Annotated in this window: 35 protein-coding genes; 7 read left to right on the top strand and 28 right to left on the bottom strand. The window is 69.4% G+C overall.

The features are described from left to right. Nucleotides 1-135: 135 nt before the first annotated feature. The 5 genes from QCN29_RS11630 to QCN29_RS11610 all read left to right on the top strand — a co-directional run bounded on the left by QCN29_RS11630 (nt 136) and on the right by QCN29_RS11610 (nt 2,551). Nucleotides 136-378 carry a hypothetical protein gene (locus QCN29_RS11630; RefSeq protein ID WP_279927780.1) on the top strand — a complete coding sequence of 81 codons (243 nt, stop codon included), beginning with the start codon at nt 136-138 and terminating at the stop codon, nt 376-378. Continuing rightward, entirely contained in the window at nt 375-569 is a 195-nt protein-coding gene (locus tag QCN29_RS11625; RefSeq protein ID WP_279927779.1) for a hypothetical protein, read from the top strand. The genes QCN29_RS11630 and QCN29_RS11625 overlap by 4 nt, the downstream gene beginning before the upstream one ends. After that, nucleotides 566-922, top strand: coding sequence for a DUF6415 family natural product biosynthesis protein (locus tag QCN29_RS11620; RefSeq protein WP_279927777.1), 357 nt, complete (start codon nt 566-568; stop codon nt 920-922). The genes QCN29_RS11625 and QCN29_RS11620 overlap by 4 nt, the downstream gene beginning before the upstream one ends. After that, on the top strand, nt 919-1,095 hold the full coding sequence (locus QCN29_RS11615) for a hypothetical protein (RefSeq protein WP_279927326.1): 177 nt from the start codon (nt 919-921) through the stop codon (nt 1,093-1,095). The genes QCN29_RS11620 and QCN29_RS11615 overlap by 4 nt, the downstream gene beginning before the upstream one ends. Before the next feature lie 865 nt (nt 1,096-1,960). After that, nucleotides 1,961-2,551: a DUF6461 domain-containing protein gene (locus QCN29_RS11610; protein ID WP_279927776.1), complete on the top strand. Its 591-nt coding sequence runs from the start codon at nt 1,961-1,963 to the stop codon at nt 2,549-2,551. Nucleotides 2,552-3,048: 497 nt separating this feature from the next. Here QCN29_RS11610 and QCN29_RS11605 read toward each other — a convergent pair whose 3' ends face one another. The 20 genes from QCN29_RS11605 to QCN29_RS11510 all read right to left on the bottom strand — a co-directional run bounded on the left by QCN29_RS11605 (nt 3,049) and on the right by QCN29_RS11510 (nt 16,411). Continuing rightward, nucleotides 3,049-3,846: a hypothetical protein gene (locus QCN29_RS11605; protein WP_279927775.1), complete on the bottom strand. Its 798-nt coding sequence runs from the start codon at nt 3,844-3,846 to the stop codon at nt 3,049-3,051. Then, entirely contained in the window at nt 3,843-4,244 is a 402-nt protein-coding gene (locus QCN29_RS11600; RefSeq protein WP_279927774.1) for a hypothetical protein, read from the bottom strand. The genes QCN29_RS11605 and QCN29_RS11600 overlap by 4 nt, the downstream gene beginning before the upstream one ends. Before the next feature lie 28 nt (nt 4,245-4,272). Further along, entirely contained in the window at nt 4,273-5,067 is a 795-nt protein-coding gene (locus QCN29_RS11595) for a phosphoadenosine phosphosulfate reductase (protein WP_279927773.1), read from the bottom strand. After that, nucleotides 5,064-6,047 carry an N-6 DNA methylase gene (locus QCN29_RS11590; protein WP_279927772.1) on the bottom strand — a complete coding sequence of 328 codons (984 nt, stop codon included), beginning with the start codon at nt 6,045-6,047 and terminating at the stop codon, nt 5,064-5,066. The genes QCN29_RS11595 and QCN29_RS11590 overlap by 4 nt, the downstream gene beginning before the upstream one ends. After that, nucleotides 6,044-6,706, bottom strand: coding sequence for a hypothetical protein (locus QCN29_RS11585; protein ID WP_279927771.1), 663 nt, complete (start codon nt 6,704-6,706; stop codon nt 6,044-6,046). The genes QCN29_RS11590 and QCN29_RS11585 overlap by 4 nt, the downstream gene beginning before the upstream one ends. Before the next feature lie 81 nt (nt 6,707-6,787). Next, on the bottom strand, nt 6,788-7,177 hold the full coding sequence (locus QCN29_RS11580; protein WP_279927770.1) for a hypothetical protein: 390 nt from the start codon (nt 7,175-7,177) through the stop codon (nt 6,788-6,790). Then, nucleotides 7,174-7,308, bottom strand: coding sequence for a hypothetical protein (locus tag QCN29_RS11575; RefSeq protein ID WP_279927769.1), 135 nt, complete (start codon nt 7,306-7,308; stop codon nt 7,174-7,176). The genes QCN29_RS11580 and QCN29_RS11575 overlap by 4 nt, the downstream gene beginning before the upstream one ends. Nucleotides 7,309-7,611: 303 nt before the next feature. Continuing rightward, nucleotides 7,612-8,154: a hypothetical protein gene (locus tag QCN29_RS11570; RefSeq protein WP_279927768.1), complete on the bottom strand. Its 543-nt coding sequence runs from the start codon at nt 8,152-8,154 to the stop codon at nt 7,612-7,614. A 4-nt stretch (nt 8,155-8,158) separates the two neighbouring features. After that, nucleotides 8,159-8,878: a hypothetical protein gene (locus QCN29_RS11565; protein ID WP_279927767.1), complete on the bottom strand. Its 720-nt coding sequence runs from the start codon at nt 8,876-8,878 to the stop codon at nt 8,159-8,161. A gap of 21 nt (nt 8,879-8,899) precedes the next feature. Continuing rightward, complete coding sequence (locus QCN29_RS11560) at nt 8,900-9,646, bottom strand: hypothetical protein (protein WP_279927766.1); 747 nt, start codon at nt 9,644-9,646, stop codon at nt 8,900-8,902. Nucleotides 9,647-9,679: 33 nt separating this feature from the next. Beyond that, the gene (locus QCN29_RS11555) at nt 9,680-10,363 is read right to left on the bottom strand and encodes a hypothetical protein (protein WP_279927765.1); all 684 of its coding nucleotides are present in this window, start codon (nt 10,361-10,363) and stop codon (nt 9,680-9,682) included. A gap of 97 nt (nt 10,364-10,460) precedes the next feature. After that, on the bottom strand, nt 10,461-11,141 hold the full coding sequence (locus QCN29_RS11550) for a hypothetical protein (protein ID WP_279927764.1): 681 nt from the start codon (nt 11,139-11,141) through the stop codon (nt 10,461-10,463). Nucleotides 11,142-11,167: 26 nt separating this feature from the next. Then, complete coding sequence (locus QCN29_RS11545) at nt 11,168-11,467, bottom strand: hypothetical protein (protein WP_279927763.1); 300 nt, start codon at nt 11,465-11,467, stop codon at nt 11,168-11,170. A 96-nt stretch (nt 11,468-11,563) separates the two neighbouring features. After that, nucleotides 11,564-11,836 carry a hypothetical protein gene (locus QCN29_RS11540; protein WP_279927762.1) on the bottom strand — a complete coding sequence of 91 codons (273 nt, stop codon included), beginning with the start codon at nt 11,834-11,836 and terminating at the stop codon, nt 11,564-11,566. Nucleotides 11,837-11,890: 54 nt separating this feature from the next. Continuing rightward, nucleotides 11,891-12,769 carry a helix-turn-helix domain-containing protein gene (locus QCN29_RS11535; RefSeq protein WP_279927761.1) on the bottom strand — a complete coding sequence of 293 codons (879 nt, stop codon included), beginning with the start codon at nt 12,767-12,769 and terminating at the stop codon, nt 11,891-11,893. Next, on the bottom strand, nt 12,766-13,083 hold the full coding sequence (locus QCN29_RS11530) for a helix-turn-helix domain-containing protein (protein ID WP_279927760.1): 318 nt from the start codon (nt 13,081-13,083) through the stop codon (nt 12,766-12,768). The genes QCN29_RS11535 and QCN29_RS11530 overlap by 4 nt, the downstream gene beginning before the upstream one ends. Before the next feature lie 6 nt (nt 13,084-13,089). Continuing rightward, nucleotides 13,090-13,743 carry a hypothetical protein gene (locus QCN29_RS11525; protein ID WP_279927759.1) on the bottom strand — a complete coding sequence of 218 codons (654 nt, stop codon included), beginning with the start codon at nt 13,741-13,743 and terminating at the stop codon, nt 13,090-13,092. An 88-nt stretch (nt 13,744-13,831) separates the two neighbouring features. Next, the gene (locus QCN29_RS11520; protein WP_279927758.1) at nt 13,832-14,875 is read right to left on the bottom strand and encodes a PD-(D/E)XK nuclease family protein; all 1,044 of its coding nucleotides are present in this window, start codon (nt 14,873-14,875) and stop codon (nt 13,832-13,834) included. Nucleotides 14,876-14,924: 49 nt separating this feature from the next. Beyond that, complete coding sequence (locus QCN29_RS11515; protein WP_279927757.1) at nt 14,925-16,052, bottom strand: recombinase RecT; 1,128 nt, start codon at nt 16,050-16,052, stop codon at nt 14,925-14,927. 83 nt (nt 16,053-16,135) lie between these two features. Beyond that, nucleotides 16,136-16,411, bottom strand: coding sequence for a hypothetical protein (locus QCN29_RS11510; protein ID WP_279927756.1), 276 nt, complete (start codon nt 16,409-16,411; stop codon nt 16,136-16,138). A gap of 397 nt (nt 16,412-16,808) precedes the next feature. Here QCN29_RS11510 and QCN29_RS11505 point away from each other — a divergent pair, with 397 nt between their 5' ends. Then, a complete protein-coding gene (locus QCN29_RS11505; RefSeq protein WP_279927754.1) occupies nt 16,809-17,303 on the top strand; it encodes a hypothetical protein in 495 nt (164 codons plus the stop codon). Nucleotides 17,304-17,360: 57 nt separating this feature from the next. Here the strand turns inward: QCN29_RS11505 and QCN29_RS11500 are convergent, their stop codons facing one another. From QCN29_RS11500 to QCN29_RS11480, 5 genes are all read right to left on the bottom strand, one after another. Further along, the gene (locus tag QCN29_RS11500; protein WP_279927753.1) at nt 17,361-18,011 is read right to left on the bottom strand and encodes a hypothetical protein; all 651 of its coding nucleotides are present in this window, start codon (nt 18,009-18,011) and stop codon (nt 17,361-17,363) included. A gap of 457 nt (nt 18,012-18,468) precedes the next feature. Then, nucleotides 18,469-18,675, bottom strand: coding sequence for a hypothetical protein (locus tag QCN29_RS11495; protein ID WP_279927752.1), 207 nt, complete (start codon nt 18,673-18,675; stop codon nt 18,469-18,471). A gap of 43 nt (nt 18,676-18,718) precedes the next feature. Beyond that, a complete protein-coding gene (locus QCN29_RS11490; protein WP_279927751.1) occupies nt 18,719-18,964 on the bottom strand; it encodes a hypothetical protein in 246 nt (81 codons plus the stop codon). 17 nt (nt 18,965-18,981) lie between these two features. Continuing rightward, nucleotides 18,982-19,248: a hypothetical protein gene (locus QCN29_RS11485; protein WP_279927750.1), complete on the bottom strand. Its 267-nt coding sequence runs from the start codon at nt 19,246-19,248 to the stop codon at nt 18,982-18,984. Between the two features lie 28 nt (nt 19,249-19,276). After that, the gene (locus QCN29_RS11480; RefSeq protein WP_279927749.1) at nt 19,277-20,152 is read right to left on the bottom strand and encodes a peptidoglycan-binding protein; all 876 of its coding nucleotides are present in this window, start codon (nt 20,150-20,152) and stop codon (nt 19,277-19,279) included. A 425-nt stretch (nt 20,153-20,577) separates the two neighbouring features. On the opposite strand from QCN29_RS11480, the gene QCN29_RS11475 reads away from it, so the two are divergent. Then, a complete protein-coding gene (locus QCN29_RS11475; protein WP_279927748.1) occupies nt 20,578-21,330 on the top strand; it encodes a hypothetical protein in 753 nt (250 codons plus the stop codon). 95 nt (nt 21,331-21,425) lie between these two features. Here the strand turns inward: QCN29_RS11475 and QCN29_RS11470 are convergent, their stop codons facing one another. Genes QCN29_RS11470 through QCN29_RS11460 form a run of 3 tightly spaced genes read right to left on the bottom strand, consistent with a single transcriptional unit; the run spans nt 21,426 to nt 26,396 of the window. Next, nucleotides 21,426-24,368 carry a hypothetical protein gene (locus QCN29_RS11470; RefSeq protein WP_279927747.1) on the bottom strand — a complete coding sequence of 981 codons (2,943 nt, stop codon included), beginning with the start codon at nt 24,366-24,368 and terminating at the stop codon, nt 21,426-21,428. A gap of 5 nt (nt 24,369-24,373) precedes the next feature. Further along, entirely contained in the window at nt 24,374-25,462 is a 1,089-nt protein-coding gene (locus QCN29_RS11465; RefSeq protein WP_279927745.1) for an MBT domain-containing protein, read from the bottom strand. Between the two features lie 4 nt (nt 25,463-25,466). Next, the gene (locus QCN29_RS11460) at nt 25,467-26,396 is read right to left on the bottom strand and encodes a hypothetical protein (RefSeq protein WP_279927744.1); all 930 of its coding nucleotides are present in this window, start codon (nt 26,394-26,396) and stop codon (nt 25,467-25,469) included. Nucleotides 26,397-26,411 lie beyond the last annotated feature (15 nt).

Genomic DNA, 26,411 nt, shown 5'->3' with positions numbered 1-26,411 from the left:
CGCCAGGGGCAGCTGCCCTTCACTACAGCTTCCACACTGCTACACGAGATCACAGGAGAACATTGAGTCAGATTAGGAGAACATTCGAGAACATTCCATGGCGGGCGTCAGCCCCGCCTTCCTACCTTCCTGTTCATGGCTTCAGCAATCGAGTCGCAGGACATCGACCCCTTCACAGCCGTGGAGTCCCTGAGGGCAGCGCTCGACCACGTCGGGATTGTGCTGCCGTCACTCGCCGTCGACGCAGCATCGCCGGCACTCGGCCTCGTGGAACTTGGGCGCGTACGCGCCGATTCCGCCATGAGACTGGCGCAGGCGCTACAGCAAAGGGCCCCCGAATCACCGATGCCTTCAGCGTCGTGCGGGGTGATCTCGTGACGGTCTTCGGCCCGCTCCCAGTACACCTACTCCCTCCCAACACCGTCCCCGAGCCCGCGCCCGGCTGCGGCGTGTGCGCCGCGCTCGCCGAGCAGCACGGCCGGGCGCTCGCCCGCGGGGACCGCGCGAAGGCCACCCGCTGCAGCGCGGAGATCCGCAACCACCCCCACACCCAGGAGGCAGACGCATGAGCCCGGCCCCGAGCCCCGCGCGACTCGACGTCGAGGGGATGCGGACCGACGCTGCGCAACTGCTCGCCCCGGACGCGGACGCACCGGCGGACGACGGGCTGAGCGAGCTGACCCTGCGGCTGCGCGGGCACATCATGCAGCTCATCCCCGCCCTGGGCGACGGGATCGCCGTCCACCCGCGCAACGACGACACGCTGGCGGACGCAATCGCCGGAGTCGCGCGGGCACACCGGCGACTCGCTGTGGAGGCCCCGAACGGCAGCCTCACCCAGGCCGTCGCCTACGCGCAGGGCCTCGCCCGCACGGTCGTCGAGCTCACCGAGCACCTGGCCGCACTGGAGGCGGGACGGTGAGCGAGGGGACCCGTTTCTGCGACTGGTGCAGCCGACCCATCCGCGGCGAGGCCGAGACCATCATCCCGTTCTCCGCCTCCGGCGCCCGCCCCAACAGCTACCGGCACAAGAAGGGCGACCCCGAGTGTCAGCCCCGCCGGGACCCGGGCATGCTTCGCCCCCGCGGGCGCTGAGCCCCTGCCTGCTGCCGCGACTACGGCGAAGCGGCGGCGGGCAGGCACCACGGCCCCGGCCGGCCCGTAGCCCCCGCGCAGGCCGGCCGGGGCTCGGATGTCGGTTCCCTGCCGGTTACCGGAATGTATTCCTCCATATATGGATCACGCCCAGCATGTCGCTGCAAGTTTCAACTATATGGACGCTCGCCTCATCCCGAGGTGAGCCCGCAGGGCGCGCCAGGGGCACCAGGAGTGGCCCCCTCGGACCCCGGCGCTGAGCCGCCCCTCCCTGATTGGGGAGGGGCGGCTCTTCTTGTGTGCGCTGACCTGGGCGAACGCCGTGATCGTTTAGGGGATTTTCAGGAGACGGGACCCGTAGTCGGAGCGTAGCTAGAACGTATGCGTGATGTGGGTAGAACGCTCCGAACGACGGAAGACCCAGGCAGCCACTGGGCTGACCTGGGTCTTTGCCAACCAGATACCTGGTCAGGATGGTGGGCGCGGACGGTTTCGAACCGCCGACATCTGCTTTGTAAGTATGATCATCGTCAACATCACCATGATCCGCTGACCTGCGCTTGATCACCGTTCGTCGACGTCCCCCCTGCCTGACCTGGTGCGATGCCGTTCTGACGAGTCCCAAACCGTCCTGGGAGCTCCCCGATCTTGACGGTCACTACGTCCCCGCAGCGTCCCCACGACTCCCGCTTGTCCCCACTCTGTCCCCGCAGAAAGGTGCCGGGAATGGCCGCTGACCAGCGCTGCTTCGACACGCAGGCCCGGACCCTGATCCGCGTTTCACGAGCACCGCTTATCGATCGTGGCGCGGGTTCGTATCCGTTAGTGCAACCGCTTGTCGGTGGCACGTGGAACGATCCGGGCCATGACGAGCGAGCAGACCGAGCGGGGCCTGGACCTCTTCCGACACGGCGACTTCCCCATCTACACGTTGACGTTCGCGCGGAATCTGGCGCCGGCTGAGCTGCTGAGCCGCATGGGGGTCGACGGCGCGACGGTGGCCATGCGCGATCCCGTCGACATGTCGGACGACTTCGGGGACGACCTCTACGACGACGAAGAGCCGGTGGTCCGGGCGGGTACGACGGGCGCGTGGGCGTGGGCCTGGGAGGAGGGCGGGGTACATGGACTCGACGCGCGGATCCTGCGCGGCGTCTCCGCGGGAACCGAGGTAGTGGCGCTGCACTACAACGAGAAGCCGATGTACGCGTTCGCGTACGCCGTTGAGGGGGACGTGGTCACGACCTTCGACACGCTGATGGCGGTCTCTCCGGAGGGGAGCGACCCGAAGCGGCTGGCACAGCACATGCGGCGTGCGGGGCTCGTGGCTGGTGAGTGGGCGGAACTGTACGGGGTGCTGGCTCTCGTAGAGGACGCCTTCGGGATCCGGTTCACCAGGGAGCAGTTGAACGACGAACCTCGGCTCAGTGGTCGGCTTCGCCCGCTACCTGAGTGACGGGCGAGACCCTGCTCGGGCAAGCGGAAGGGCGGCCAGGACGTGGAGTCCGGGCCGCCCTTGCTGGCGCCGGTGTGCCTCACCGGGTTCTCTGGTCGATTGGGAGTGAGCGGAGCGTCGGCGGCTATCCCTTACGCCCTGGCTTGCGATGATCTCCCGATCGCACAGATCCGGCCAATCTTGCCAACGCTCGTCCGGTCATGCGGCGATGCCAGCAGGTGGAGTCTTCGGGAGCGGTGCGCGGAACGCTCTGGTGGACGCCGCGGGCGTGGCCGCAGCCGGGGCGGGTGCAGTGGGGGTGGCGCTGGTTGTCGTGCCGGTGGGCGGCGAGGCCGACTTCGTGGATGGTCTTGCCGGTGCCGCGGGTGGGTTCGGTGTCGGCGTAGCAGCCGCCCCGGCCGCAGTCGTGGTTGAAGCGGCTCGGGCGTCGCGTTCAGCCTCGCGGGCGGACCTGCGGTCCGTGGCGGCCGGCTTCTCTCCAAAGAGGTCGAGTTGTGTCATGACAGATCTCGGATTCTCCAGTGGGATGCGGGTGCGGGGCGGCCACTGGACCGCCCCGCACCCTGGGGCTGATCAGTTACTGGGGGCGGCTTCGACTTCTGCGCCTTGGTGTCCTGCGCCTTCGTCGCCCTGGCCGTCGTCGTGGCGCGGCGTGACCGGGGCGCTGGCGTCCGCTTCTTCGGCTCGGTGGCCTTCGCGGGCGTCTGCGTCTTCTTGGCCGTGCGGCGTGAGGTCTTCGCCGGGGCCTTGGTCGCGGTCGCTTGCTCTGGCTGGGGGTTGTCGCCGCTCGTCGGCGCGTTGGCGGCTGCCGGGTTCTTCTCGGCGCCCGCAGTACGGCGGGCAGGCTTCTTGGGGAAGGCGCGCAGCGGTGGGCGCTCGCCATCGAACGCCGGCAGCAGTCGGGTGCGGATGTTCCGTGCCGCGGTCGCGGCGGGCGGGTTGTTGGAGAAGTGGACGCCGACGTTGTAACGGATGCCAGGGGAGAGGTGCTTGAGGCTGTCGGCGTACGACTCGGCGTCGCGGTCACCCTCCTCGAACTCGCGGGGCGGCACGTCGAGCGCCCAGGTCTGGACGGCCTCGCCTCGCCAGAGGTGCTTGATGCCGATGCGGCGGCCGTCGGGGTGGGCGAGGTACGCGGACGGGCCTGGGTGGGGTTTGTCGTCGGTGTCGACGGCCCAGCCGTCGCCGAGTGCGGCGGCGGTCGCGGCGACGAATTCGGCGAAGTCCGCGGGGAAGACCCGCTGCCTCTTCTGGGTGTCGGAGGCTTTCGGCGTGGCTGGCTTCGTCGGGCTCACGAGTCGTTCTCCTCGGTCGTGCGGTGCTCTGTCGTGGGAACGGCTTGCCTCGCGCCGCAGATCTCCCAGGCTTCGGTCAGGGCCGCTTCCGGCAGAGAGACCAGGCGGTCGGAGGCGGTCACGCCGGCGAAGACCGCCGGGCCGCGGATGTCGTCGAGGTGCCCGCCGAGGGCGTGGGCCAGCGCGGTGGCGTGGCGGTTCGGCGGGTGCTGTTCGCGGTTCGTGCCGCCGATGACCACGATGTCGCCGCCCGGGCGGTGGATCCGCCGGAGCACGACGGGGGCGTCGAGGAGCGCTCGACTGACGCGCCGAGCCTGGTCGCGAGAGGTGTCGCCGAGTGGGATCTCTCGTAGTGCTCCGGCGGTGTCGATACGGATCGCGTGCGGTTGTCCGGTCACTTCGTTTCGGCCTTTCGGTCTTGTTGGGTCAGGTCATGCACCAGCCGGACTCGCACAGGCTGTCGTCGTCGAAGGGCAGCGGTTCGGTGCCTTCGGGGACGGCTTGTGCGAGGGGCCGGGCCAGTCGGGTCAGGAAGACGGGGTCCTTGCCGAGCTGTGCGCGGCGTTGGATAAGGGTGGTCTCGAGTCGGCAGGCCGCGTCGAAGAGTTGCGGTTCGTCTTCGCGGAGTCGCTGCCATGCGGTGAGGGGTTTCAGCGGGCAGAAGAAGCAGGCGCTCTTCGGCGGTACGGGCAGCCCGGCACCGGCGATGATCCGCATGCAGTCGGTGCGCCGCAGGCCGAGACCGAGGAGGGGGTAGGTGACCCTCTCGTACGGGCCGGGGCGGCGGTTGTTGGCGCGGTGGATCTCGTCGAGGGAGATGCCGACCCCGACCGTGGCCGGCCAGGTGCGGGTGGCGCCGTTGCGGCGCAGGTGTTTCTCGATGACGCGGATCTTGAAGTCGGCGGTGCAGCTGCGGGTGCCGGGGGCGCCGTTGCTCATCCGGACGGGGATGGGCAGGGACTTGGACCCGGGGCGCATCAGCCGTTCCCAGAGGGTTTCGATGTGACCGTCCCGCCGTCTGCGGTTGAGGGTGTGCAGGTCGATGCCATTGCGGTGGGCGTACGGGATGGCGACGGTGCGGACGTAGTGGAGGGTGGCGGGGTGTTCGCTGTCGTCGCCGACGTTGGCGAACAGGAAGGTGTCGTACGGGATTTCTCCCTTGGCTGCCAGCACCAGAGCCGCTGTGGACTGCACACCTCCGCCGAAGGAGAAGACGTTCACTCGGCTGCACCTGTCAGGAGGCGCTCGGCCTGGCGGATCGCGGCGACCATGCGTGCCTTGCCGACGACGTTGTTGCGGTGCTCGATGACGGCCGCGCGTTCGGCGAGGGCCTGGGATACGCCGCCGTCTCGTGAGGCGAGGGAGTCGCCGCACCAGATCACGGTCCGGGGGCCGAGGTCCCACAAGATCGCGTTGACGGCGGCGCAGGCGGTGGAGAGGCGGTCGATGTCGTTGCCGAACCAGGTGTAGTCGTGTGGGTTGAGGCTGTGTTCCCGTAGACGTTGGGCGACGGAGCGGAACATGCCGCCGCTGCCGATGGCCGGTTCGCGGATCGACGACCCGTGGTCGGTGTCGACGAGGATGTGCGCCATCAGGTCGGACACGCAGGGTGGTGTGTGGTACTCGCCGCGCCACTTCTTGTCGCTCTTGTGCCGCAGTCCTGTCAGCAGCGGGCTGAGGACGTCTGCCTGGGACCGGTCGTAGGGATCGTCCCGTGCGGTGAGGTCGAACAGCCCGTTGTAGATGGCGGTGTGGATGACCGCTTGGACGGCTCGGAGCTGGTACTCGTCGGGGCTCTCCTCGACCCAGTCGTGCAGAGGGCGCGCGACCTCGATGAGGTCGGGGCGGGCCATCCACTGGACACCCCAGATCTCCCGCAGGAGCGGTGGGAGCTGGGCGGGTTCGAGGGTGAGGAGCCAGTCGCTGACGAGGGGTTCCCGGAAGAAGGACAGCGCGGCGACGGTGCCGATCGGGACGTCCATGCGGCTCCCGCCGTAGTGGCTGAACCATGCGGCGATGACGTTCTCGGCGACTTCGCCGGCGTGCCGGTGCGGGTCGTCCGGGAAGGCACAGCGCGTGCGGCGCGAGGCCGGAGCCGTTCGTGGCGTGGGCTTGGCGGCTTCCTCCTCGCGTTGCTTGGCGCGCTCGTCGAGCTTCTGCTCCACCTCGCCGAAAAGGTCGAACTGGACCACGCCGTTCACCGCCCCGTCGTCTTGGTCGACGCGTCCGCCGGCGGGAACGGGTGTGGTGGGGCGCCCGCGGGAGCGGGTACGGGACCCGCCTGGAGGATCGCCGTGGCGCGGTCCGCGCGCTGGATGTAGTAGGCGTGGTCCTCGCGGACGCGCCGCATCCGCTCCTCATGCTGCGTGATGAGTCCGCCGTACCGGCTCAGGGAGCGGGGCGCGCAGTCGTGTTCGTGGGCGCGGCGCAGGTCCGGTGCCCAGGGCTGGGCGAGCCAGTGGCGGGCCAGGGCGGAGACGATGGCGAAGGCCCGGCGGGCTGTGCCTTTCGCGACGCGGACGGGGGAGCTGATGATCAGGCGGTAGGGGCGGAGTCGGAGGGTGCCTGCGGTGAGGGTGGCGCGGGTGAAGGACTCGGTGCCGGCGAGTGTGACGCCGAACAGGACGGGGGCTTCGTCCATCTGGAAGCCGAATGGGCCGGTGCCGTAGGCGACGTGGAGGATCTCCTCCTTCGGGTCCTGGTCGGCTTCGGGGTTGCGGTCGGGGTCCCAGCCGAGGGTGAACGCGCCGATATCGGCGATGCGGTAGACCACCTGGCCGGTGTCGAAGTCGGCGTACGCGGTCGCCTCGAGGGCGGGGCCGCTGCCGACGGTGAAGCTGAGCATGATCTCTCTCTTCATTCGTGGGGGCATGGGTGGGAGCCGGGGGCCGCGGCTGCTCGCACTGCGCGGCCCCCGGGTGGTGGTGCGGGGCGGGATGGGTTATCCGTGTTCGGCGTGCCAGCCGCTCACGTACGCGCCGACTTCCTCGGCCAGTGGTTCAAGGGACAGGTCGCCGGGCGGTTCGCCTTCGGGCGTCGTGGTGTCGTAGATGACCTTGCGGCTGCCGTACACGTCGTCGATGTGGACGGCCATCCAGCCGCCGAGTTCGCTGCGGTCGTCGTGCCAGGGCAGGGAGTGCCGGCCGGCGATGGCGATGTACTGGTCCTCGGCGAGCTGGACGGTGATGTTCAGCTCGTTGCCGCAGGAGTCCACGCCGACGTCGGTGACGTGCTGTTCGAGGGCTTCGATGACGTCGGCGTACAGGGAGCGGGCCTTCTCCTCGTCTGCGCGGCGCAGCAGGTTGACGGCGCTGAGGTAGGTGAGGCTCATGACGTGGCCTCGCTGTCCGGGGTGTGCTTGCCGCAGACGAAGGACAGGGGCTCGCCGTCGTGTGGGAGATCGAGCTCGATGTCTTCGGCCTTCTTGCACAGCAGGCATCTCAGGGTGACGGTGCGGATCATGCGGCGGGGGCGGACCGGGGTGTTGGCGGGCAGGTGGAGCTGAGTGCCTGGGCCGGGGAGGGAAGCGCAGGAGCGCCAGCTCGGATGAGACGGTGACCTTGCCGACGCTGGTGATGAGCAGGGGGGTGGTCGGCGCGTCGGGGAAGGTGAACACGTCGCCCGGTTGCAGTTCGTGGGCGTACACAGTCCTGGTGAAGCCGAGGGTGATCACGGCGTGATTGCTCATGGTGCAGCTCTCTTTCCGCTCGTAGAAGGGGTGGTGGTCGGCCCCGGTGCCGTCTCGCACACGGCGCGCCGGAGGTGTCAGTCCTCGATCAGGTGCACGGGGCTGTTGAGCGGCCCTTGGTCGAGCTCATCCGCGATGTGTGGGGGAACGCGGGGCACCTGGGCGGCGTGGAGGGTGAGTTCACCACTGACGAAGTCGACGACGACGGTGCCGTCGGGCTCGACGCGGGTGACGCGGCCGTAGAGCGGCTGCTCGGGGTGCTTCACCCAGTCGTGGACGGCGAGGGGCGGCAGGTGGCGCGGGCAAAGGCCCTGGTCGCGCAGGGAGAGGTGCGGGGCCGAGGGATGCCAGCAGGGCTGCCCGTCGGGGCGGGGGTGCTCGCAGCCCCGGGCGATGTGGCCGTATCCGTCGCAGCGGATCAGGACCGGGCTCGGCCACGGCTCGCGGGCTCGCACGACCGCGAAGGTGACGGCGCCGCGCGGGCCCTGGTCATGGTGGGCGACGTATTCGATGGTCAGGCCGATGGCCATGGGCCAGGTCTGGAGGACGTTCGCGGCGATCGTCCGGGCGTGGACGGCAGGCACGGCGGGTGCGGGCGCGTGCTCGACAGTCAGGGACATGACATTACTCCCCCGAGCCGGTCTCGGTCTGCGGGAGCAGCAGAAGCGCGGTCTCCTCCGCCGAGCCGCCGACCCGCGTCACGTATCGAGCGCGCAGGTGGGGCAGGGAGCGGATCTGCCAGATCAGCCCGCGGATGATCCGCCCGGTCTCCTCGGGCCACAGCGGCCGGTCGGGTTCGGCGTGGACCGTGGGTCCGACTCCCGTGGCGCCGACCGTGGTCACGCCGGCGACGCGGGGCCGCATGGCGGAGAGGTCGACAGTCAGGAGGCCCGCGTCCGGGTGGTGCACGCGAACGAGCGCAGCGATCCTCGCGGCGCGGTCGGCGGGTGGGAGGTCGAGCACCCAGCGCTTGCCCGGCAGCGTCTGGGGGCGTACGGCGCTCCACGCGACCGAGTTCAGCCGGTCGAGGGCGTACGTGAGGTCGTCGCCGATCTCGCCGGGGTCGAACCCGACGGTGGCGCTTCCGCCGCCGCGCAGGTCGTGGAGCAGCTCCTCCGTGCCGCCGTCGCGGGTGGCCCACAGGCCGTCCAGCTCGATCAGGCCGTCGGCGGTGGCGTGGACAAAGGTGAGATGCGTGGTCTGGGGGTGCGCCTCGACGATGCGCGCGGTGATGTAGTCGAGCATCGCGACCTCGTAGCGTGCCTGGACGTGGTCCATGGCGCGGACCGCGTGGTCGAGATGGCGCCGTGCGTCGATGGTCCGTGGCGCTTCGTTGTCGGTCATTTGGGAAGCTCCTTGTGCGGGTCAGGACGGGTACGGGAAGACGAGCTGCCACATCTGGCCCTCGTGCTCGGAGGCGAGGTCCATGCACGGGGTGAGGTGACGGCTGCGCAGGTGCGGCAGGGCGTAGAGCTGGCCGAGAGGGTGGGCGAGCTCGTGGGAGACGTCGTGCGGCCACGGGCTGTCCTCTGTGTCCGGGGAGCAGCGGGGGCACGGAATGGGGACCGTTTCGCCGCTGCTGAGCGTGATCTTCTCGAAGCCGACGGCGATGCCCCGGTCGCGTGCTTCGAAGCGGCAGATCAGGGAGACGGCGTCGGGGACGTGGCGGCGCACGATGTCGGCGACGGCGGCGGCGCGGTCGGCCGGCGGGAGGCTGATCCAGCGGCGGTCGCGGTACTCGTGGACGGGGTGCGGCTCGACCACGCCCCAGTGGTAGAGGAAGGAGCTGCTCAGAACACGGCCGAGATCGCTGATGAGTTCGTCGACGTCCAGCGGGCCGTCCCGCCAGTCCTCCTCCGCGTCGCCGTGGGGGTCGTACAGGAGGCGGCAGCTGCCGAGCCCGGATTCCTGGGCGCTCCAGATGCCATGCAGCTCGACGTCACCGTCGGCGTCGACGCTGACCTCCAGGTACTCGGCTTCGGGGTGGGCCAGACGCACGCGGGCGGAGATGTCGTCGTGGATCGCGAGGAAGAGCGTCTCGCCTGCCTGGACGAAGGCCGCGGCGAGGTCGTCGAGCGGGAGCTGGGTCAGTCGAAATGGCTGGTCTTCCATGGGATTGGCTCCTCGTCATGTGTGGTGGTGGGGTTAGCCGGCGCGGCGCAGGACGACAGCGGTCGCGTTGTCCGAACCGCCGAGGTCGGCGGCGTCGGCGAGGAAGTCGGCGGCCTTCTGCGGGTCGCTCTCCTCGAGGGCGCAGCGGATCGCGCTGTCGTCCAGGCACCGAGCGATGCCGTCCGTGCTGAGCAGGACGCTTGTGATGCCGCGCACGGGCAGGGACGTGGTCACGAACTCGTGGCGGGCGATGGTGCGAGTGACCTTGCGGTCGTACGCCGGCAGCGGTCCGCGCTGTGAGGTGTGGCGGCGGATGTGCTCGCCGAGGGAGTGGTCGCACGTGGCGCGCCGCAGCTGTCCGTCGGTGGTGAGGACGTAAGCGCGGCACAGTCCGGCCCAGGTGATCTGGACACAGCTGAGGGCGGGGTCGAAGAGCGCGGTGACGATGGACGCGTCCGCGGTGATGCCGCTGGCGGCGAGGCGTTCACGGGCCGTCATGCAGCCGACTTCGGGCGTCGCGCTGAGGGCGACGGCGGCCGCCTCCTCGGCGCCCAGCCGGGCCGCATCGGCGGCCTCGGCGGTGTCACCGATGCCGTCGGTGACGGCCACCGCGATACGGCCGGTGGCCAGGTCACCGCCGACGTTGAACGCGTCGGCCTGGACTTCGCGGCGGCCTTTCCGCTGGGCGCCGCCCACGCGCCAGGGCGCTTGGGGCATGGCTGGACTCCTTCTCGTACGACAAGGGATCGGGGATGGGCCCGCTCGGGGCCGGGCACCGCTCGCACCGGCGCGGCCCCGAGCGGGGGCTCTCGTGTTACGGCGCGGTGGCCGCGGTGAGCTGAGCGACGGTGGTGACGAACTGCGGGCAGGAGCCGAAGCGTTCGTGCAACGTGTGCTCCTGCTCCCACTGGCCGCAGCGGACACAGACGGGCTGGACTCGTCCCGGCGCGGGCCGGGCGATGTACGCGCCGTGCAGGTCGCCGTCGGTGAAGACGACGACGCCGGTGGCTTCCTCGAGGCCCGCCGCGCCCTGGCCGTGTTCGGTGACCTGGCGCAGGGTGCGGCGCAGCAGCATCCCGGACCAGTCAAAGCCGGTACTGTCGTCCGCCGGCGGGTCCTCGTACGTCACGCGGTAGGCGGGGAACGCGGCCTCGGCGGGGTCGGTGAGGGGGCGAGCCCAGAACTCGACGGGCCGGTCGTCCTCGTGGGTCTCGGGTGAGGGGGCGATGGCGGAGACGATGCGCATGATCACGTCGCCGTCGGGGAGCCCGGCGCGGTGGGCCGCGCGGGTGCACAGCTCCCTGAAGCCGGAGACGCCGTAGGCGGCGAGCCACCGGTCGGGGGTCAGCTCCCCGCCGAACTTGGTCCGGAAGTCCTCGCGGTCGCGGCGTTGTACGGCGGCGATGATGTCGATGGCGCGGTGGATCTGGTCGGGGCTGACGCCGTGCTTGGCGGCCTCCGCGTACAGGAGCTGTTCGCGTGTGGGCTGGTCCACTTCTCTCTCCCTTTGTGGGCGCTGGGCTATTCGGTGGTCGGGCGCGGGGTGAAGTGCTCGGTGGCCTGGGCGTGCAGGGCGTCGAGGCGCGCGGAGAGGCGCTTGCCGAGGGTGCGGCCCACCATGTCGACGCCGTGGTTGTCGGTGACCGACTCCAGTCGCCACCGGCGGTGGCCGTCGTCGAGGGTGAAGTCGCAGATCTGGCCCTTTTGCTGGCCGTGCAGGCTCAGTACGCGGACGGCGGGGCCGCCGGTCTCCCGGCGCTCGGTGGGTGCACCGAGGACGCGGGCGGCGACGACTATGGCGGCAATGTGGGCGATGTTCATCGGGTTCCTCGCACTCTGGTGGTCTCACCCGGCACGCACCGGGGAGACTTGCAATTGCCTCCACACATGTCGGAGGCGTGGATACGGACGCGCAGGTCAGAAGGCGTCGCGGTAGAGGTCCGGGCGGCCGGCGACCTCACGCAGGGCGCACACCAGCAGCCGGCCGGACGCCTCGACGCCGAGGACGTCGCGCACGAAGTCGAGCGGCTCAACGGGGCGACCGAGGGCGTCACCGTAGGCGCGGGCCAGCCGCTCGCCCATTCCCTTGGCCAGCTTCTGAGCCTGGTCAAACTGGACGCCATCGACGCCGCGGGCAGCGAGGCTGACACTCAGGGCGGCGCATTGAGCTGGGGCGAGAAAGCTGAACACTGCTCGGAACCTCCGAAGGTGGGGGTGTTTTCCAGTGGATCTGATACTATTTTATCATTCTTGATCACTTTGCGTCAAGTATTCTTTACGGCTGGTGAGCGGGATCCCGTCGCGCTGGCGGCCGCGCTGGAGCGCTTCCCGGGCGGCTTTGCGGGGGCCTTCGAGGACTCCTTGAGCTTCCAGCGCCTGCACTTGGGCGCGGCGCGCGCCGTCCTCCTGGAACCATCGGCGGTCTCTGTCGCGGGCACGGGCGGCCTTCGCCTGCTTCTCCTGGGCTGCTGCGGCGGCTTGGCGGCTGCGCGGATTGGTGCCGCAGCCGCGGCAGTTGGCAGCAGGGGCGCTCGGGTGAGCGGTGCAGCCTCCGCTCGAACCACCGCCGTTCTCGGCACCGGCTTCCCCGGTGCCGCCGGCCCCGCCGCGGCCGTCACCCTCCGCCGGGGGTAGGGGGTTGTTTCTCTGGTGGTTCTCTGACGGTTCCCCCGTCATTTTGACCGGTACACCCGTGGAATTTGACCTCAGGTCATTGTGACCAGCGGTCATTTTGACCGCCTGTTTCGCCCCAGTGTCTTCCGGCGCGGGCTCCTGGTTGACGTCCTCGTCGTCGGCCTGTTCGGCGGCGTCCCCGGGGCCGCCGGGGTCCTGCGGGTGCGGTGGCGGACCAACGGGCCGGGGGGTGCGCAGGACGTAGCGGTTGCTGGTCCTGCGGCCTTCGACGAAGCGAGGGCTGCGGGACATATAGCCCTGCTGCTCAAGCCACTTGAGATGCCGGCGCACGGTGCTCAGACTCTGACTGGTCTTCGTCGAGAGGGTTTCCTGCCCGGGGAAGCAGGACCAGGACTCGTCCGCGAAGTCGCACAGCGCGAGCAGCACCAGCTTCGCGCCCGGATTGGGGATCTTCTGCTTGAACGCCCAGGCCATCGCCTCGATACTCACGCTTCTTCCTTCCTCCAGGCCGCCCGCCAGCGGGTGACCGTGCGGGTCTCCACGCCGACGCGCTCGGCGATGTCGCGCGCCGGGCGCCCGGCGCGGGTCATGATCCGGGCGGCAAGCTCCTGCTCGGCTTCATTGAGTTCGGGCGTCGGGAGTCCGCCGTTGACGACGCGCTCGACGGCCATGAAGTCCACGCCGACGATGCCGGTGTCGGTGGTGCTGACGTAGACGTGGCGGGGCTGGCGGGTGGGGTCGCTGCCGAGGAGTGAGAACGGCGCGGCGCTGCTGTGCGGCCGGGGTGCATGGGTGCTGGGCACGACGGATCACTCCTCGTCGATGCAGGACGCGGCTGCGCAGGGCCCAAGCGGCTGCCCGTCGCTCCGGAGGACGGCGAGCGCCGGGTCCGGTTCGCCGGCCAGGAGAAGGCGCGTCGCTTCGGCGACGATCTGCTCCAGGGTGGTGGCGGTGGACCGTGCCCGGTCGCGCTGCGTGAGCGCTCTGTCTGCCTGGCTGCGCCAGGAGGATGCCTGGTTCTGCAGCTGGGTGACGATCGGCATGATGACGTCCATGAGCGAGGCGGCGATGTCGCCGGCGTGGTCGGCGTAGGCCATGCGCGGCCAGCAGGCGACCAGGCGCTCGACGAGTCGCTGCCGGATGCGGTCCGCGGTGAGCGGGGGTGGCGTCTCGAAGGTGTCTGCGGGCAGCGGCGGTCCGTCGAGGATCGCCACCAGGTGCAGCATCAGGCCGAGGACGTCGTCGCCTTCGTACGAGGCGAGCGCATGCTTCGCCTCCTCGATGCGAGCGAAGGCGCCGCGCGGCTGCGGGTCGGCGTCCTGTCCGTACTGCGGCAGGACGGTGAGAACCGCGTTCGCCGCGCGGTGGTGCGGGGCGGGATCAGATGCGGTGAGGGCGGGCTGGTCGCCGTACGCCTGGGACAGCACGTCGGCGATGCGCTCGCGCAGCGTGGGTGTGAACATGAGGAGCTTCCCCTCCAAGGGTTGGGTGTGCGGGATCGCCGAGCACCGGGGCCGGCGTGGTGCGGGCCCCGGTGGCGGGCGAGGTGGGTCAGGTCGCGTCAGGGACGCGGGTAACGCCGATGGTGCGCGAGGTGCGGCCGCCGGACTTCATTGGGATGTCGACGCTGAGGCCCTCAAGGATGCGGATCATCGCCTGGGGGTCGGGCTCGGGCGGGCGGGGGTTGCCGCCAGACCAAGAGAGCTTGAAGTCGCCGTACGTACCGGGGTCCGCGGCGTCGAGCATCTTGCGTGCCTTGGCCTTGCGCTTCTTCGCGGCGCTCTCGATCTCCGCGGCGTCCGCGTAGGCGCGCAGCGCGTCGGTGATGCCAGCTTCGTCCTCGGCGAGGATGGTCTGCGGGGCGCGGCCGTCGTCGGCGAGCTGGTCGAGGTTCCAGCAGGCCGTCTTGAACGGGCAGTTGTCACAAATGACCGACAGCCCGGGTCCGTCGAGGTCGCGGGGCATGGCCTCCGGCTCAGCACTCTCGAGGACATCCTCGGCCCAGGCCAGGGCCTGCTGAGTGACGCCCTCGTCGTACATGCGCTGGTGGACGACGACTTGGCCGTACTCGCGGCCGACGTAGCGCAGTCGTACGACGTCGGCCTCCAGAGGCTTCCCGGTCGGCAAGTGAGGGTGTTCGCTGAGCCCGCCGGTGCGCAACAGGTGTGCGTACAAGTGGACTTGGAACCACTCGTGCTGGCTGGGGCCCTGGCGTACGACGACGTCCAGGGCGCGGGTGGACTTGGTCTTGACGTCCTCGACGACGCCGGGGGCCTGTCCGCTCGGGGTCCAGTAGGCGTCGGTGTGCCCGAGGATGACGCCGTTGGTGAGCTCCAGTTCGGTGTGGGCACCGTACTGCTCCGCCAGCACACGCAGGATTCCCTCGTGCAGCCAGGTGCCGAGGATCGCGGCGTGCATGTTGTCGTCGAGGTCGGTCGGCCAGGTGCCGTGTACTTCGTAGGCGGCGCGGCGTCTGCACAGGCCGATCGAGGACGGGCCGAGGAGGCGTTGCCGGGCGCGGGGCCGGGCGCGGTCGTCGCGGTGGGCGCCCTTCCATAGGTCGGGTACGGTGATCGTTCCGGGATCGACGGACATGGTCTTCTCGCACTCTGGTGGGTTGGCCACCCAGCGGGGTGGCTGGTGGCTACTTCGCTGTACTGCGGGTCGACTTGGTGGGTGACGGCGTGCGGGCGGTCGTCTTCTTCGCTACGGCCTTCTTCGTGGTGGTGTTCTTCGCGGGGGCGCGCGTACGGGAGCCCGCGGATCCGCGTCCGCTCGGAGGGTCAGCCTCCACTGCCTTCGCCGATTCGGTGTCCGCGGTGAGCGCCTCGGCGAGTTCCTGGAGCTGTTCGGGGCTGGCGTCCTGGAAGGAGACGCTGAAGTCGTCGAAGCAGCGTTCGTTGACCACGTCGAAGCTGATGCCGAGCCGCTTCGCGACGTCGCGTACAGTGCCGCGCGCCTCCTCCACCGCGCCCTGCGGATCGACAGGCGCGGCCGTCTCTGCTTCCTCCACCTGCCCGCTGCGCTGGTCCTGCTTGTCCTGCGTGCTGGCCGGTTCGACGACTTCGGCGTCCACCACGGGAGACTCCGAAGTGCCTGGCGTCTCCAGTTTCTCGCCGGGGGTGCGCAGCCGGGCCGCGGCGGCCTGGACGCGCTCGCGGGACTCGGCCGCATCCGCGGCGTGCATTTCCTCGTCCACGTGCAGCCCGGACAAGTCCGCCGGGCAGGCGCGGCGTAGGGCGAGGGCTTCTGCGACCTTGCTGAGCTGGCTGGCCGGCATCTGCGGCCACAGCCCGCCGAGCTTGTACTCCTGGGACTCGTAGTCCCAGACCTTTGGCGCGTACTCGCGCCAGTGCGCGACGGCCGGGAAGCGGGAGTCCCCGCGCCACAGGACGGCCCGGCACGCGGCCGGGGGTTCATCGCGCAACCACACCGTGTGTTCGCCGCCGTCGGCGTCGTACCAAACGAAGTCCTCGTACGCGATGGGCTGCCCGGCCCGGTCGGCGGCCCGGCGTGCGATGAGCCGGTAGCCGTCGATGCCGGTCTGGATGGTCCAGCGGATCTCGCCGCGGGACTTGCGCTTGATCATGTAGATCTGCCGGCCGAACGGGTCGAGCCCGGACGCCTTGCAGTAGTGGAAGAAGATCCCCAGCTGCGCAGGACTGGCTTCCACCAGGTCCGGGAACGCCGCGCGAAGAGCGCGCAACTGCTGGTCCTCGAACGCCTTCTGGTCATCGCGGATCGCGAGCCAGGTGACCGGAGCATCGGCCACATCCCCTCCAAGCAACCTCGTTCCCCTTTGTCGACGTTCAACTGTCGCAACACATGTTGAGAACAATTGAAGCTGATATAAATCTATTTCACTTGATGCCTGGCGTCAAGTGTGGACTGTCGCCTGCCGGAGCCACCGCCACGCAGGCGGCGCAGCTCGAACACGTCGCGCCATTCCGGATGACGCGCACACAGCAGGCACGCATAGCGCGAGGTGAAGTTGTTGTTCAGCTGGAACGGCTCACCATGAGCGAGATCCGGCGCGAGCCAGCGCAGCTGCTCGAACAGCGCCTTGACGCCGATCCGGCCGCCACCCGCCTCGACCCACTGAGCCGTGAGCCGCTCCAGCGCCTCGTACACCCAGGGGTGCTCGGCGTGAAAATCCTCAAACCGGTCGTCCAGCGTTGGCGCGCTCTCATCCGGCGGGGACTGTCGCCCATCGATCCCCAGCGGGAGTTCAACTTGTCGGTACACACTTCACCCCCACAACGACTGCGTACCGTCTGAACACATGTCAGAGTCACACCTTAGAGGCATTGCCCGGGATCCGCGCGAGCTGACCCATCACCAATCGGGGTACACCGGCCGCCGGCCACACAAGGAGCGATGCTGGAACGCACGACACATCTAGAAGACGTCTACCTATGTCTCCCAGAAAAGCCCCTTTACTTCAAGACAACTGATAGACGCAGCAAGTCAGGGCGTGCCAACATCTCACTCGTCGCCACAGGGCGGCCATATGAAGGGGTGGGGATCCATGACGCAGCAAGCACAGGAGTTCATCTCCGTACCGGTGCCGCGCGAGTACGTCACGAAGGTGTACGCCTACCTGGCCCAACTCTCGGGCACGGCACCTTCGCCGTCGGAGTCTCCCGTCGACGGCGACGCGGGAGTAGAGGAAGACGGCAAGTACCCCTATGTCGAGTGGAGCGTGGAAGACCTGCGCGAACTGACTGTGGCCCAGTTGTCTTCAGTCCAGGCGGTCGTCGACCTGCTGGATATCCTGGCCGAGCAGCCGGGAAACCCGGTGAGCTACACGTTTCTAGTGGACAGGCTCGCCGTCGAAAGGAACCAACTGCGCGGTTCCCTGGCCGCCTTCACCCGGGTAGTCCACAAGCGACACCGGCGAAGGAACTGGCCCATGACCTGGGAGGAAGGGGCTGGCGAAAATCCCGAGTACAAGTCTGAGTTCTTCTACACGGTGAGCGAGACCATCGCCGAGCGCTGGAAGGAAGTTCGCGCCGGGCAGTGATGCGCATGCCGGGGCTGCCTTGAGCAGGCAGCCCCGGTCTGTCCGCAGCGGTGCTGGCTATCGCTTCGGGCGTACGGTCAGTGCAAAGCCACCCTTCAACAGCTCCGCTGCGAACGCGGCAACGTCCTCCGCGGAATGCTCCCCCGGCCGGAACGTCCGCGCCTCCGGCAGCGGCAGCGGGGTTGGCTTGGGCTCGGACGAAGGCTTGCGGCCGCGGGGCTTGATCTGCTCCCGTTCGCCAGCCTTGATCCGGTCGATGCCCTCCTGAACGACGGCCCTGCCTCGCTGCTCCGCGCTATGAAGGACTGTGTCCAGCAGCCACAGCGGCGATCCGGAGATCGAGGCATCCTCGGTGACGAAGCTGCCGCGCACCCGCCACTGGTAGACGTCCATGTACTTCTTGCCGAAGATCCAGGGGATCTCCTTGAGCCCGACGACGTCCGGCAGGTCCGCCGCGTCGCCGACCTCGTAGCCGCCGGCGATGCCGGCCTTGTACTCCTTGAGCCGTTCCGGCGAGACGTCGCGGGCTCCGTCCTCGGCGAGACTGAGAACCGTGGGCAGCAGCCAGTACGGGTTGCCGGAGATCACGACGTCCGGTTCGCCCAGAACGCCGCGCGTCTTCCACAGCTGGGAGGTCTGCCGTTCAACTCCGAAGAGGAACGCGATCTCCCCGTGCCCCAGGAGATAGGGGAACCGCTTCGCTGCCACGTCGCCACCTTCACCATGCTTCATAAACGCAACTTGATGCATCAAGTCTAATTGAGGTCGCCCTGTCGTTACTCACCGCCCTCGGCAGGTCAATCGCGGACGGTGACGCCCTGGTCGCCGCTGTTGGGACCTGGGCCCGCAGCCGTGGGGCCATGTCCTTGTCGCTGACGGTCATCGACGGAGACGAACCTGCTCGTCGGCCCCATCGGCACATGAGCTGCCTGGCCACGGGAGAATGGGAATCCCGACCGTATAGCCCGGCACAGAGTCGTGAGCAGCATGGCATGTCCCTCCGCTCGTAGCGCTCTGTCCCGCCAGCACTGCGGGCGCAGAAACGCTGGAGGCACTTGCGGCGCAGAGAGCAGCCGCCTACTCTGGCTCCCTCTTTCCATTTGTGGAACAGCGCCCCGGGATCTGACTCGCACTCTGCCCGGGGCGCTGCCGCGTTCAGGACGCGTCACTCCAGGATGTGGACGAGGAACCACGTGGCGAAGCCGGTCCAAGCGACCGCGAAGATCGCGCGGCCCGGGCGAGTGTGGACGCGGAACCACGCGCGGACGCGCTCGGACAGCGTGTCGCCGTCCTCGGCGTCGGCGAGGGCGAGCAGTTCATAGGCGGCGCCGAGCGCGAGCAGGGCGGCCCAGATCAGGTCGGGCGTGGTCAATCCGTTCTCCTTCTTCTCCGCGCTGCTCTGTGATCCGGAGCCGTCAGCGACCTGCCGCCGACCAGAGGGCGACGCCCAGGGCGGCGAGGCCGGTGAGGGCGCTGATGGTGGGGAGCGGCCAGCGGGTTCGTTCGAGGGCCGTGACGCGGGCGTCGAGCTCCTCGACGTCCTTGTCGATCTGGTCGGAGCGCTGGACCAGGAGGGCGAGTTGGCCGTCGATGCGCGCCAGCCCGACTTCGAGGGCGCGGCGGAGTTCGGCGAGCTCCAGGGCGATCTCTCCGTCGGGCATGGCGGCTGCTCCCGTGATCAGCGGATGGTGATGGAGGCGGGGTCGGTCTTGGCGGGGAGCCACGAGGCCGTCCCCGGGCGGCCGAACAGCGAGCCGACGGCACCCTTGAGTACGGCGAGGCCCGCGGGGATCGCGGCGATGGCCGCTGACTCGAGCGCCGACAGGGTGACGACGTTGGTCGTGCCGGACGCGAGGAGGAGGCCGAGGAACGCCTCGATGTACGTGAGGACGGTGCGCTCGCCGATGTCGGCGAGGAGCTTGGGGGTGCGGCTGGTTGGGGCCATGGGGTGGAGGAACCTCTCGACGTGGGGGTCAGGGCTTGGGGACGCGGAGCTTGGCCCAGCTGGTAGGGCCCGGGATGCCGTCGGCGTCGTCGCCGGAGAAGCCGAGTTTGCGCTGCCACGCGGCGTACGAGCGGCGGTCGGCGTCGGTCCAGCGCGGGCCGGGGCCCTTGGCGTACTTGCTGCATCCCTCGGCCACGAGCCGCTTGCCCATTGCCGTGATCAGGGCGGAGCGTCGGCCGGTGCGGAAGTAGGCGGGGCCGGGGAACGGGGCGTACGTCGGCTTGTCGTCCGCGGGCTTCGGGATCGTCGGCTTGCCGTCGAGGAGGTCGGCGACGGCGTCGCGGAACTCGTCCATCGCGATGCCGGCGGGGTCAGGCTTGCCAGGCTGCCACTCCTTGTGGGCGATGACCGAGGGCGCGGTCCAGCCGTGGGCCCGGCACAGGGCGGCGCTGACCTTGTGCATGGCCTCCAGCTGGGCCGGCGGCCACGTCTGGCCGCTGCCGGTGTTGATGCACTCGAAGCCATAGAAGCGCGCGTTGCCGTCGGTGTTGGCCTCGTTGTTCGGCGGCAGGGGCTCCTCGGCGATGACGGCCCTCAGGACGTCGTCGTCGCCGCCCCCGGCGTGGTTGGTGCGGCCGTAGCCGACGAGGTGCACGGTGCCGGAGCGGTCGATGACCCCGTGGCACAGCGGACCGGGGAGCGAGGTGTACCCGGTGCGGCAGATCTCCACCATGCCGGCCTCGGTGGAGTACGGACCGGTGTGGTGAATCATGACGCCGTGGACCGGGCCCCAGGCGCCCTTGTGGTTGCGGTTGTGGGTGCGCCAGCTGCCGTGCTCGACGACGCGGACGCCGGACTTCTTCAGGACGGCGAGGAACTGGTCTGCGGACAGGGGCTGTGCCACGGTGGGACGCCTTCTCCCCCGCGCCTCCGTGCTGTGAGTCCGGCCAGGCGCCACCTGGCGGTCCCTCGGGGGCTGCACCGTCTGGTGCTGGTGAAGCGTGGAGGACGGAGGGTCGCCCAGCGGGCGGAGCCTAATGCATCGGGCGTTGCTGTGTCCCACGTATGAGACGAACGGACCTCCGATGGCTGTGTTGCTGGGATCGTCTCCAGTAGGCAGACGCACCCGTGGGTGGAACGAGGGGCGGATCGATGGGGAACTCAGCTGACTGTGACGGAGCGCGGCCCCAGAGGGACAGGCTCACGGCACCGGCAGCGGTGTTGCGACGGCTTCCTGGAAGGGCGCGACCCCACGCGGAAGCTCTCCAGGAGTACCAGGATCTCAACACCGAGCGCCGTAGCCACATCCCGAGGGCACTGTGGCCGTTCTTGGCGCCGACCCCGGAGAAGTTCTACCGCTGGCGGGTCCAACTCGACTGCGGCTGCGTCGAGGAAGTCCTGACGTACGGCAAGGAAAAGTTGCCAGTCGAGCAACAGTGGCACGATCTAGTGCATAAAGTACGGCTTCCGGCCGGGCAAGTGCTCTGCTTCCACGACGACTCGCCACCCGAGCCGTACCGGAAAATTGTCGAGTGGGGAGAGCGCAAGGAAGTGTCCTTCCCCGCCGATCCCGTCGAACCACCCGACTGGATGGACGCGAAGGCGTGGGCCCTTATCCGCCACGAAGAGCCGCGCACTTCGGCGTTCTGGACCGTGACGCTCTCCTGCGGCCACGCCACGGAGGTGATGGCCCCGGACCTTGAGTGGAAACCCGCTGACGGTCCCCAACGGGCCAGCAAAATGAGCTTGCGGAGGATGAAGGCGGCGTACGAGGAGCTGTGGGCATCGGATCCCGACGCTCAGGCCGAGAGCGAGCGCGAGCACACGAGACGAATGCTCGCGGACGGCTGGCCGTGCCCAAGTCCTGAGAACCTCTGCCGCACCTGCACTTGGGCCCGGTGGATCGTGGCCTACCAGCGCATCGGCTGGCTCGTTCCGCGGCAGCCAGAGCCGAAGCGACCGAAACCACCGTCTCGTACAGGGCTTCAACGCCGTCTCCGTCAGGCCGAGGCCGAAGCCGAGAAGCTACGGAAGCAGCTTGCTCAACTCGGCGGGGAGGATGCCTCAGAGGCAGGCAGTTGATGGAAGACGGAGCAGGCTTTAGCGCCGAGATCGGAGAGGGCGCGTGGTGGCCAGAGGGGTCCGGGCACAGCACCCATCGACGGCATGGATGGTGGTCACTTCGTGTACGTGACCCGGAGCTTGGGTGGGTAGCTCTGACCGACGCCCTGGGCGCGGCCGTAGTAGGTCTTGTCGGAGTTGTTCGGGTCCAGGGCGATGCCGCGCCAGCTCGTCGAGTCGAAGACCGAGGTGATGTCGACCCACTTGCCGACGTTCTTGCCCCAGCTGATCGTCTTCGCCTCGCTGTCGGAGCTGAACGTCGACGGGCGGGACGTGTGCTTGTGGGCCTTGATGATCGCCTTACCTCCGCTGTTGTAGTACCAGTGGTCGAAGTAGATGTACACCTCGGCCTTCTGGATGGTGGCGCCGGACAGGTCGGTGGCGAGTGCGGAAGGGAAGCCGATCAGGCTCGCCTGCATGCCGTTGGTGGAGCTGTAGTAGCCCTGCAGGCACTTGCTGCCGTAGTACGAGTTGTACGAGCCGCGGTTTGCGTACGAGCCGGACCAGGAAGCCGCGTAGGTCTTGGTGTAGGTCTTCTTCGGCGGAGTCGTCGTTCCGCCGCCCGTGTTGTACTGGCCGGTCCCCGGGATGTGCGGGCCCAGGTCCTCGATGTACATCAGGCCCGGGTAGCTGGTGCCGCCGAACAGGCGCACGGTCTGGCCGCTGGGGCCGTTCTGGCAGCGGAAGGTGACCAGCAGGCGGCGCAGTCCGGCGCCGAAGGCCGCGCCGGAGCGGATGGTCTCCAGGTGGATGCGCCGGTAGCCGGCCGTGGGCATCGGGTAGATCGCGGACTGGATCTGCGGCGAGGAGATCGACGGAGTGTTCGCTCCGCCGTCCTTGAGAGCGAGGACGAGCTCGCCGCCGGACGCGGACGGGTCGGCGTAGCAGTCCAGGACGACGCGGTACATGCGGCTGGTGTCGGCGTCGAAGGACAACTCGACGAAGCCGTAGTCCGTGGTGCCCGCGGTGACGGAGGTCGCCTGGTAGTCGATGGCGACCAGGCCGCGGGCGAAGCCGGACAGGTAGGTCTCGATCGGGTCGCCGGCGATCGTGAGCCTGCCCGCGACGGAGAGGTCCCCAACACCGGTGTTGCCGTCCTGGTCGATGGTGGCGACAGCGGTGCCGTTGTTCGTGAGCGTCAGGTAGTTGGGTGTGCCGGTGGTCAACGAGACGGCTTCGTCGCCGGCCTCGTCGTACAGGCGCAGACCCTGCGGGGATAGTTCGGCGCGGACCCCGCCGCCGGGTGTGGAGAGCACGGCGCGGCATTCGAGGTTGTCGAAGTAGGCGATGCCGGTGGTGGTCTCGCTTCCGTTGGCGTCGATCCCGACCCGGACGTTGACCTTGGTGATGTTCGGGGGGACGGTGACGATCTTGGATATGCGCTGCCAGCTGCCGTCGGTGACGGGAGTCGAGAGAGCGATGCCGTCGGAGCTCACTCGGGTGCCCGCCTCGTCGTAGAAGCCGGCGTACAGCATCACCTTGGCGCCGGCGAAGTCGGCGGAGGTCTTGTAGTCGGCGGCGAGCCAGTAGCGCTCGCCTGGTAGGACGGGCGAGGTGGCGTGCTGCAGCCACCGGTAGGTGTTCGGGCCGGGGGTGATGCGCAGGCACTTCGCCGAGTTGTTGCCACCCTCTTCGACCGCGTATTCGGGCTTCCCCTCGATGGCGGCGGCGATGATGCCGCTCTCGTACGAGGGGTCGGCGACCAGGTTTCCGTTGGTGCCGATCGCGAGCCGAGACGCCGTGAGCGAGCCTGCGGCGATGTGGCGGGCGGTGAGGGTGTTGGTGGCGATCTCGTCGCCTGTCAGGGACAGCGCCATGACCTCCCGGGCCGTGATGGTGTTCGCCACGATCTTCTCGCCGGTCACGGATTCCGCGGCCAGTTCCAGGGCGCCGATGGACTCGGCCAGCACCATGCCCGCGCCGATGACGGTACGGATCTGGGCGTTGTCGAAGTCCGCGGTGCCGACGGTGGCCTGGAAGTTCTGCAGCCATACGGTGGCGGCCACGGTCCCGGCCGGGGCTTGGGCCTGCTGGCTGACGGTGGCCCAGTCGGCGCCCGGGGTGGGGGTGGCGATCGCCGTGCCGTAGTCGAGCACCGTGCCGGCCGCGTCCTGCCAGCGCAGGTAGAGGCGGAGGGAGTCCCCGGCCCAGTCGGCTGAGGTGCGGTAGTCGAAGGCGAGGAAGAACCGGTCCCCTGGGGAGACGGCCAGCTCGGTGATCAGCAGGCTCCGGGATGTCGGCTCACTGCTGGTGCCGTCGACCCGCAGGCCGCGAGGGGAGCCGTTGCCCTCGGTCAGCCGCCACTCGGCGGAGGAGGAGACGAGCTGTTCGGTGAAGGCGCCCTCGAACGAGGGGTCGGGCATGAGGTTCCCGGTGCCGATGGCCAGCTGGTTGTGGCCCACCGCGCCGATCCGCAGCTTGGCCTGGGAGACGGCATTGTCGGCGAGCGCGGTCTCGTCGACGATGCCGTCGAGGACCTCCTGGGCGACGACCTGTGCCGGGCCGACCGGCCCGCTCTGGGCGGACGGGGCGGAGGCGGTGCCGGAGGTGTTGCGGGCCAGCAGGCGGACGTACAGCCCCTCGTCGGTGGGGATGGTCAGGGTGCTGCCGAGCGGCGACTCGAACGTGCCGCGCAAGGTGGCCGGCGTGGGGATGAAGTTGTCGAGCGTCGCGGCGTGGACCTCGATACGGGCGAAGTCCAGCGGCGGCGCGGGTGCGTCGGTGAAGACCCCTTCCCATGTTGCCGACACGCCTCCGAGGACCGGAGTGACGGTGGGCTGGCTCGGGGTGGGTGGCGGTGGGGCGTTGACGATGTTGACCGCGGTGGTGCCGTCCGGCTGCTGGCCGATGACGGCGCGCAGGGAGCCGGTCTCGTCGTACACGTCGAGCGCGCCGTTCTCGATGGAGGAGTAGGCGAGTTGGGAGGTTCGGGTCTGCTGGGCGAAGCGGCGCTCGAGGTCGGCGATGCGGGCAGCCAGCCGGGTCAGGTCGTTGGCCACGTGAGTCAGCTCCCGTAGGTGAAGCGGTCGGCGCGGGCGAGGGTGAGGGTGATGCGCTCGGGGTCGTCGCCCTGCGGCGGGCGCAGGGTCCAGCCGGTGACGCGGCACCAGCCGTCGTAGTCGGTCCACTGGTCGTGGAGGGTGACCCGGACGTCGTCGCCGATCTGCCAGGATCCGACCGGGGCCGAGGGGTGGTCGATCACCTCGATCTCCGTAATCTCGCCCAGGACCTGGCGGGCAGTGCGTTCGGTGCGGGCCCGGGAGGCGAGCCGGTCGTTGCCCTTCTCCGCGGGAACCTCCAGGACGTGCTCCAGGCGGAGGCGTCCGTTGCGGATGGCGTCGATGGCGCGGCGACGGCCCCGGCCCTCGCCGGCACCGAGGGCGATCACGACCTGGGCGTAGGAGTCGGCGTCGTAGGTCACCGGGACGGTGGCGGCCACGTTGACGCCGCTGGCGAAGCCGATGTCGGTGCGGCGGGTACCCAGGCGGGGCCAGCCGAGCCGGATCCGCCCCACGGGCCGGCCGCTGGCCCAGTCGGTGGCCTCGGTCCATTCCGGGCCGCCCTCGATCTGTGTCATGTCGTCGATGACGGAGCCGAGGACCGGGGCCTCCCACCAGTCCGTGCGGTACGGCTCGGCCGGGGTGCCGGCCTTGGCCCGGCTGGTGGTCGGGTCCACGGTGACGCCGAGGTTCCCGTCGGGCTGGGACTGGGCGTATGCCCAGGTGTCGCGGATGACCTGGCACGGGTCGGCGTTGACGTACGGGCCGCGCCCGTTCAGGTTGCCGTGGACGTCGTGGCGGCGGTGCGAGTAGCTGCCCCAGCCCGCTGCCTCGATCGGGTACACCGAGCCTTCCGGCTCGGCGCGCCAGATGAGGCCGCCCCACAGCAGGGCGTTGTCCCGCTCACAGGTCAGCAGGGTGTTGCCCGGGTCGGCCTGGGAGGGCAGGAGGTGGGCGAAGCGCGGTGAGAGGCGGCCGGAGAAGTCTCCGGCCGCGTTGAGGAACAGGCTGAACTCCGTGTCGGACAGCGGCAGGTCTGTGGCGAGCAGGTCGCCGGTCAGGGCGTGCCAGGTGCGGTAGCGGTAGGTGGGCACGGCGTCAGATCACGCCTTCGGTGAACTCGATGTCCGCGACGAGGCTGGTGGCGCCGTCGACGCTCAGGTCCCCTGTCTCGATCTTGTGCATGAAGGTCTGCAGATAGAGGATCTGAGTGGTGCCGCGGATGGAGGCGGGGATGCTGATGCTGTCGGCCAGCACCACGGTGTTGCGGCGGATGCCAGTGCCCTGGTCGTCGTCGACGGCGGTGTCCTGGCCGAACACAGTGCCGAAGACGTTCTGCATCGTGGCGAACACGTCGGCTCGGGACAGCCGCAGTCCGGCGATCGTGGTCACCAGTTTGACGCTGGCCGCCCAGGGCGGCACGGCGATGCTCCAGCGTGCGGCGGTCGGCCAGTTGTGCCACTTGTCGTCGGAGTAGGTCAGGGTGCTGATCGCCCCGGGGAAGGCGGTGTACAGCTTCCGTTCGCGGCGTGGGTTCGCGATGCGCCGCACATCTTTGATCATTGAGTCGGTGATGACCGTGGTGTTGGCGGGGATGTCGATGCGGGCGAGCGGGATCGCGGTCATGCCGCCCGGCGGGATGGTGGTGCTGACCGGGACGTTGCTGACGATGTGGAAGTAGCCGATCTCGTCGGTCTCGGAGTTGCGGGTGCCCTCGTACTCGGGGTCTTCCACGCGCAGGCAGACCAAGTCGGATCGGGGGCTGGCGGCGGTCGGCGCGACGGGCACGACGGCGTCGCCGACGTTGTACTGCGTGTAGGAGCCCTGGCCCCAGGCGGCTCCGCGGATAACGGCCGAGCCGTCCGCGACGCGCACGCCAGCCGCGGGCGTGGACAGTTGCCGCACCTTGAGGTCGTCGCCCTCGGTCACGCCCTGGGAGCCGCGGGCGAGGTCGCGGACCATCATGCGGAAGGCCCTGGCCTCGTGGGTGCCCCCGTGGGTGAGCAGGGGCGGGTTGATCAGCGTCATCGGGGATCCTCCGGA

It is taken from the genome of Streptomyces chengmaiensis (assembly GCF_029846775.1).
In the GTDB taxonomy this organism is placed as follows: Bacteria; Actinomycetota; Actinomycetes; order Streptomycetales; family Streptomycetaceae; genus Streptomyces; species Streptomyces chengmaiensis.
Note: the sequence above shows the minus strand (reverse complement) of the source record. Positions and strands in the feature narration are given on the sequence as shown.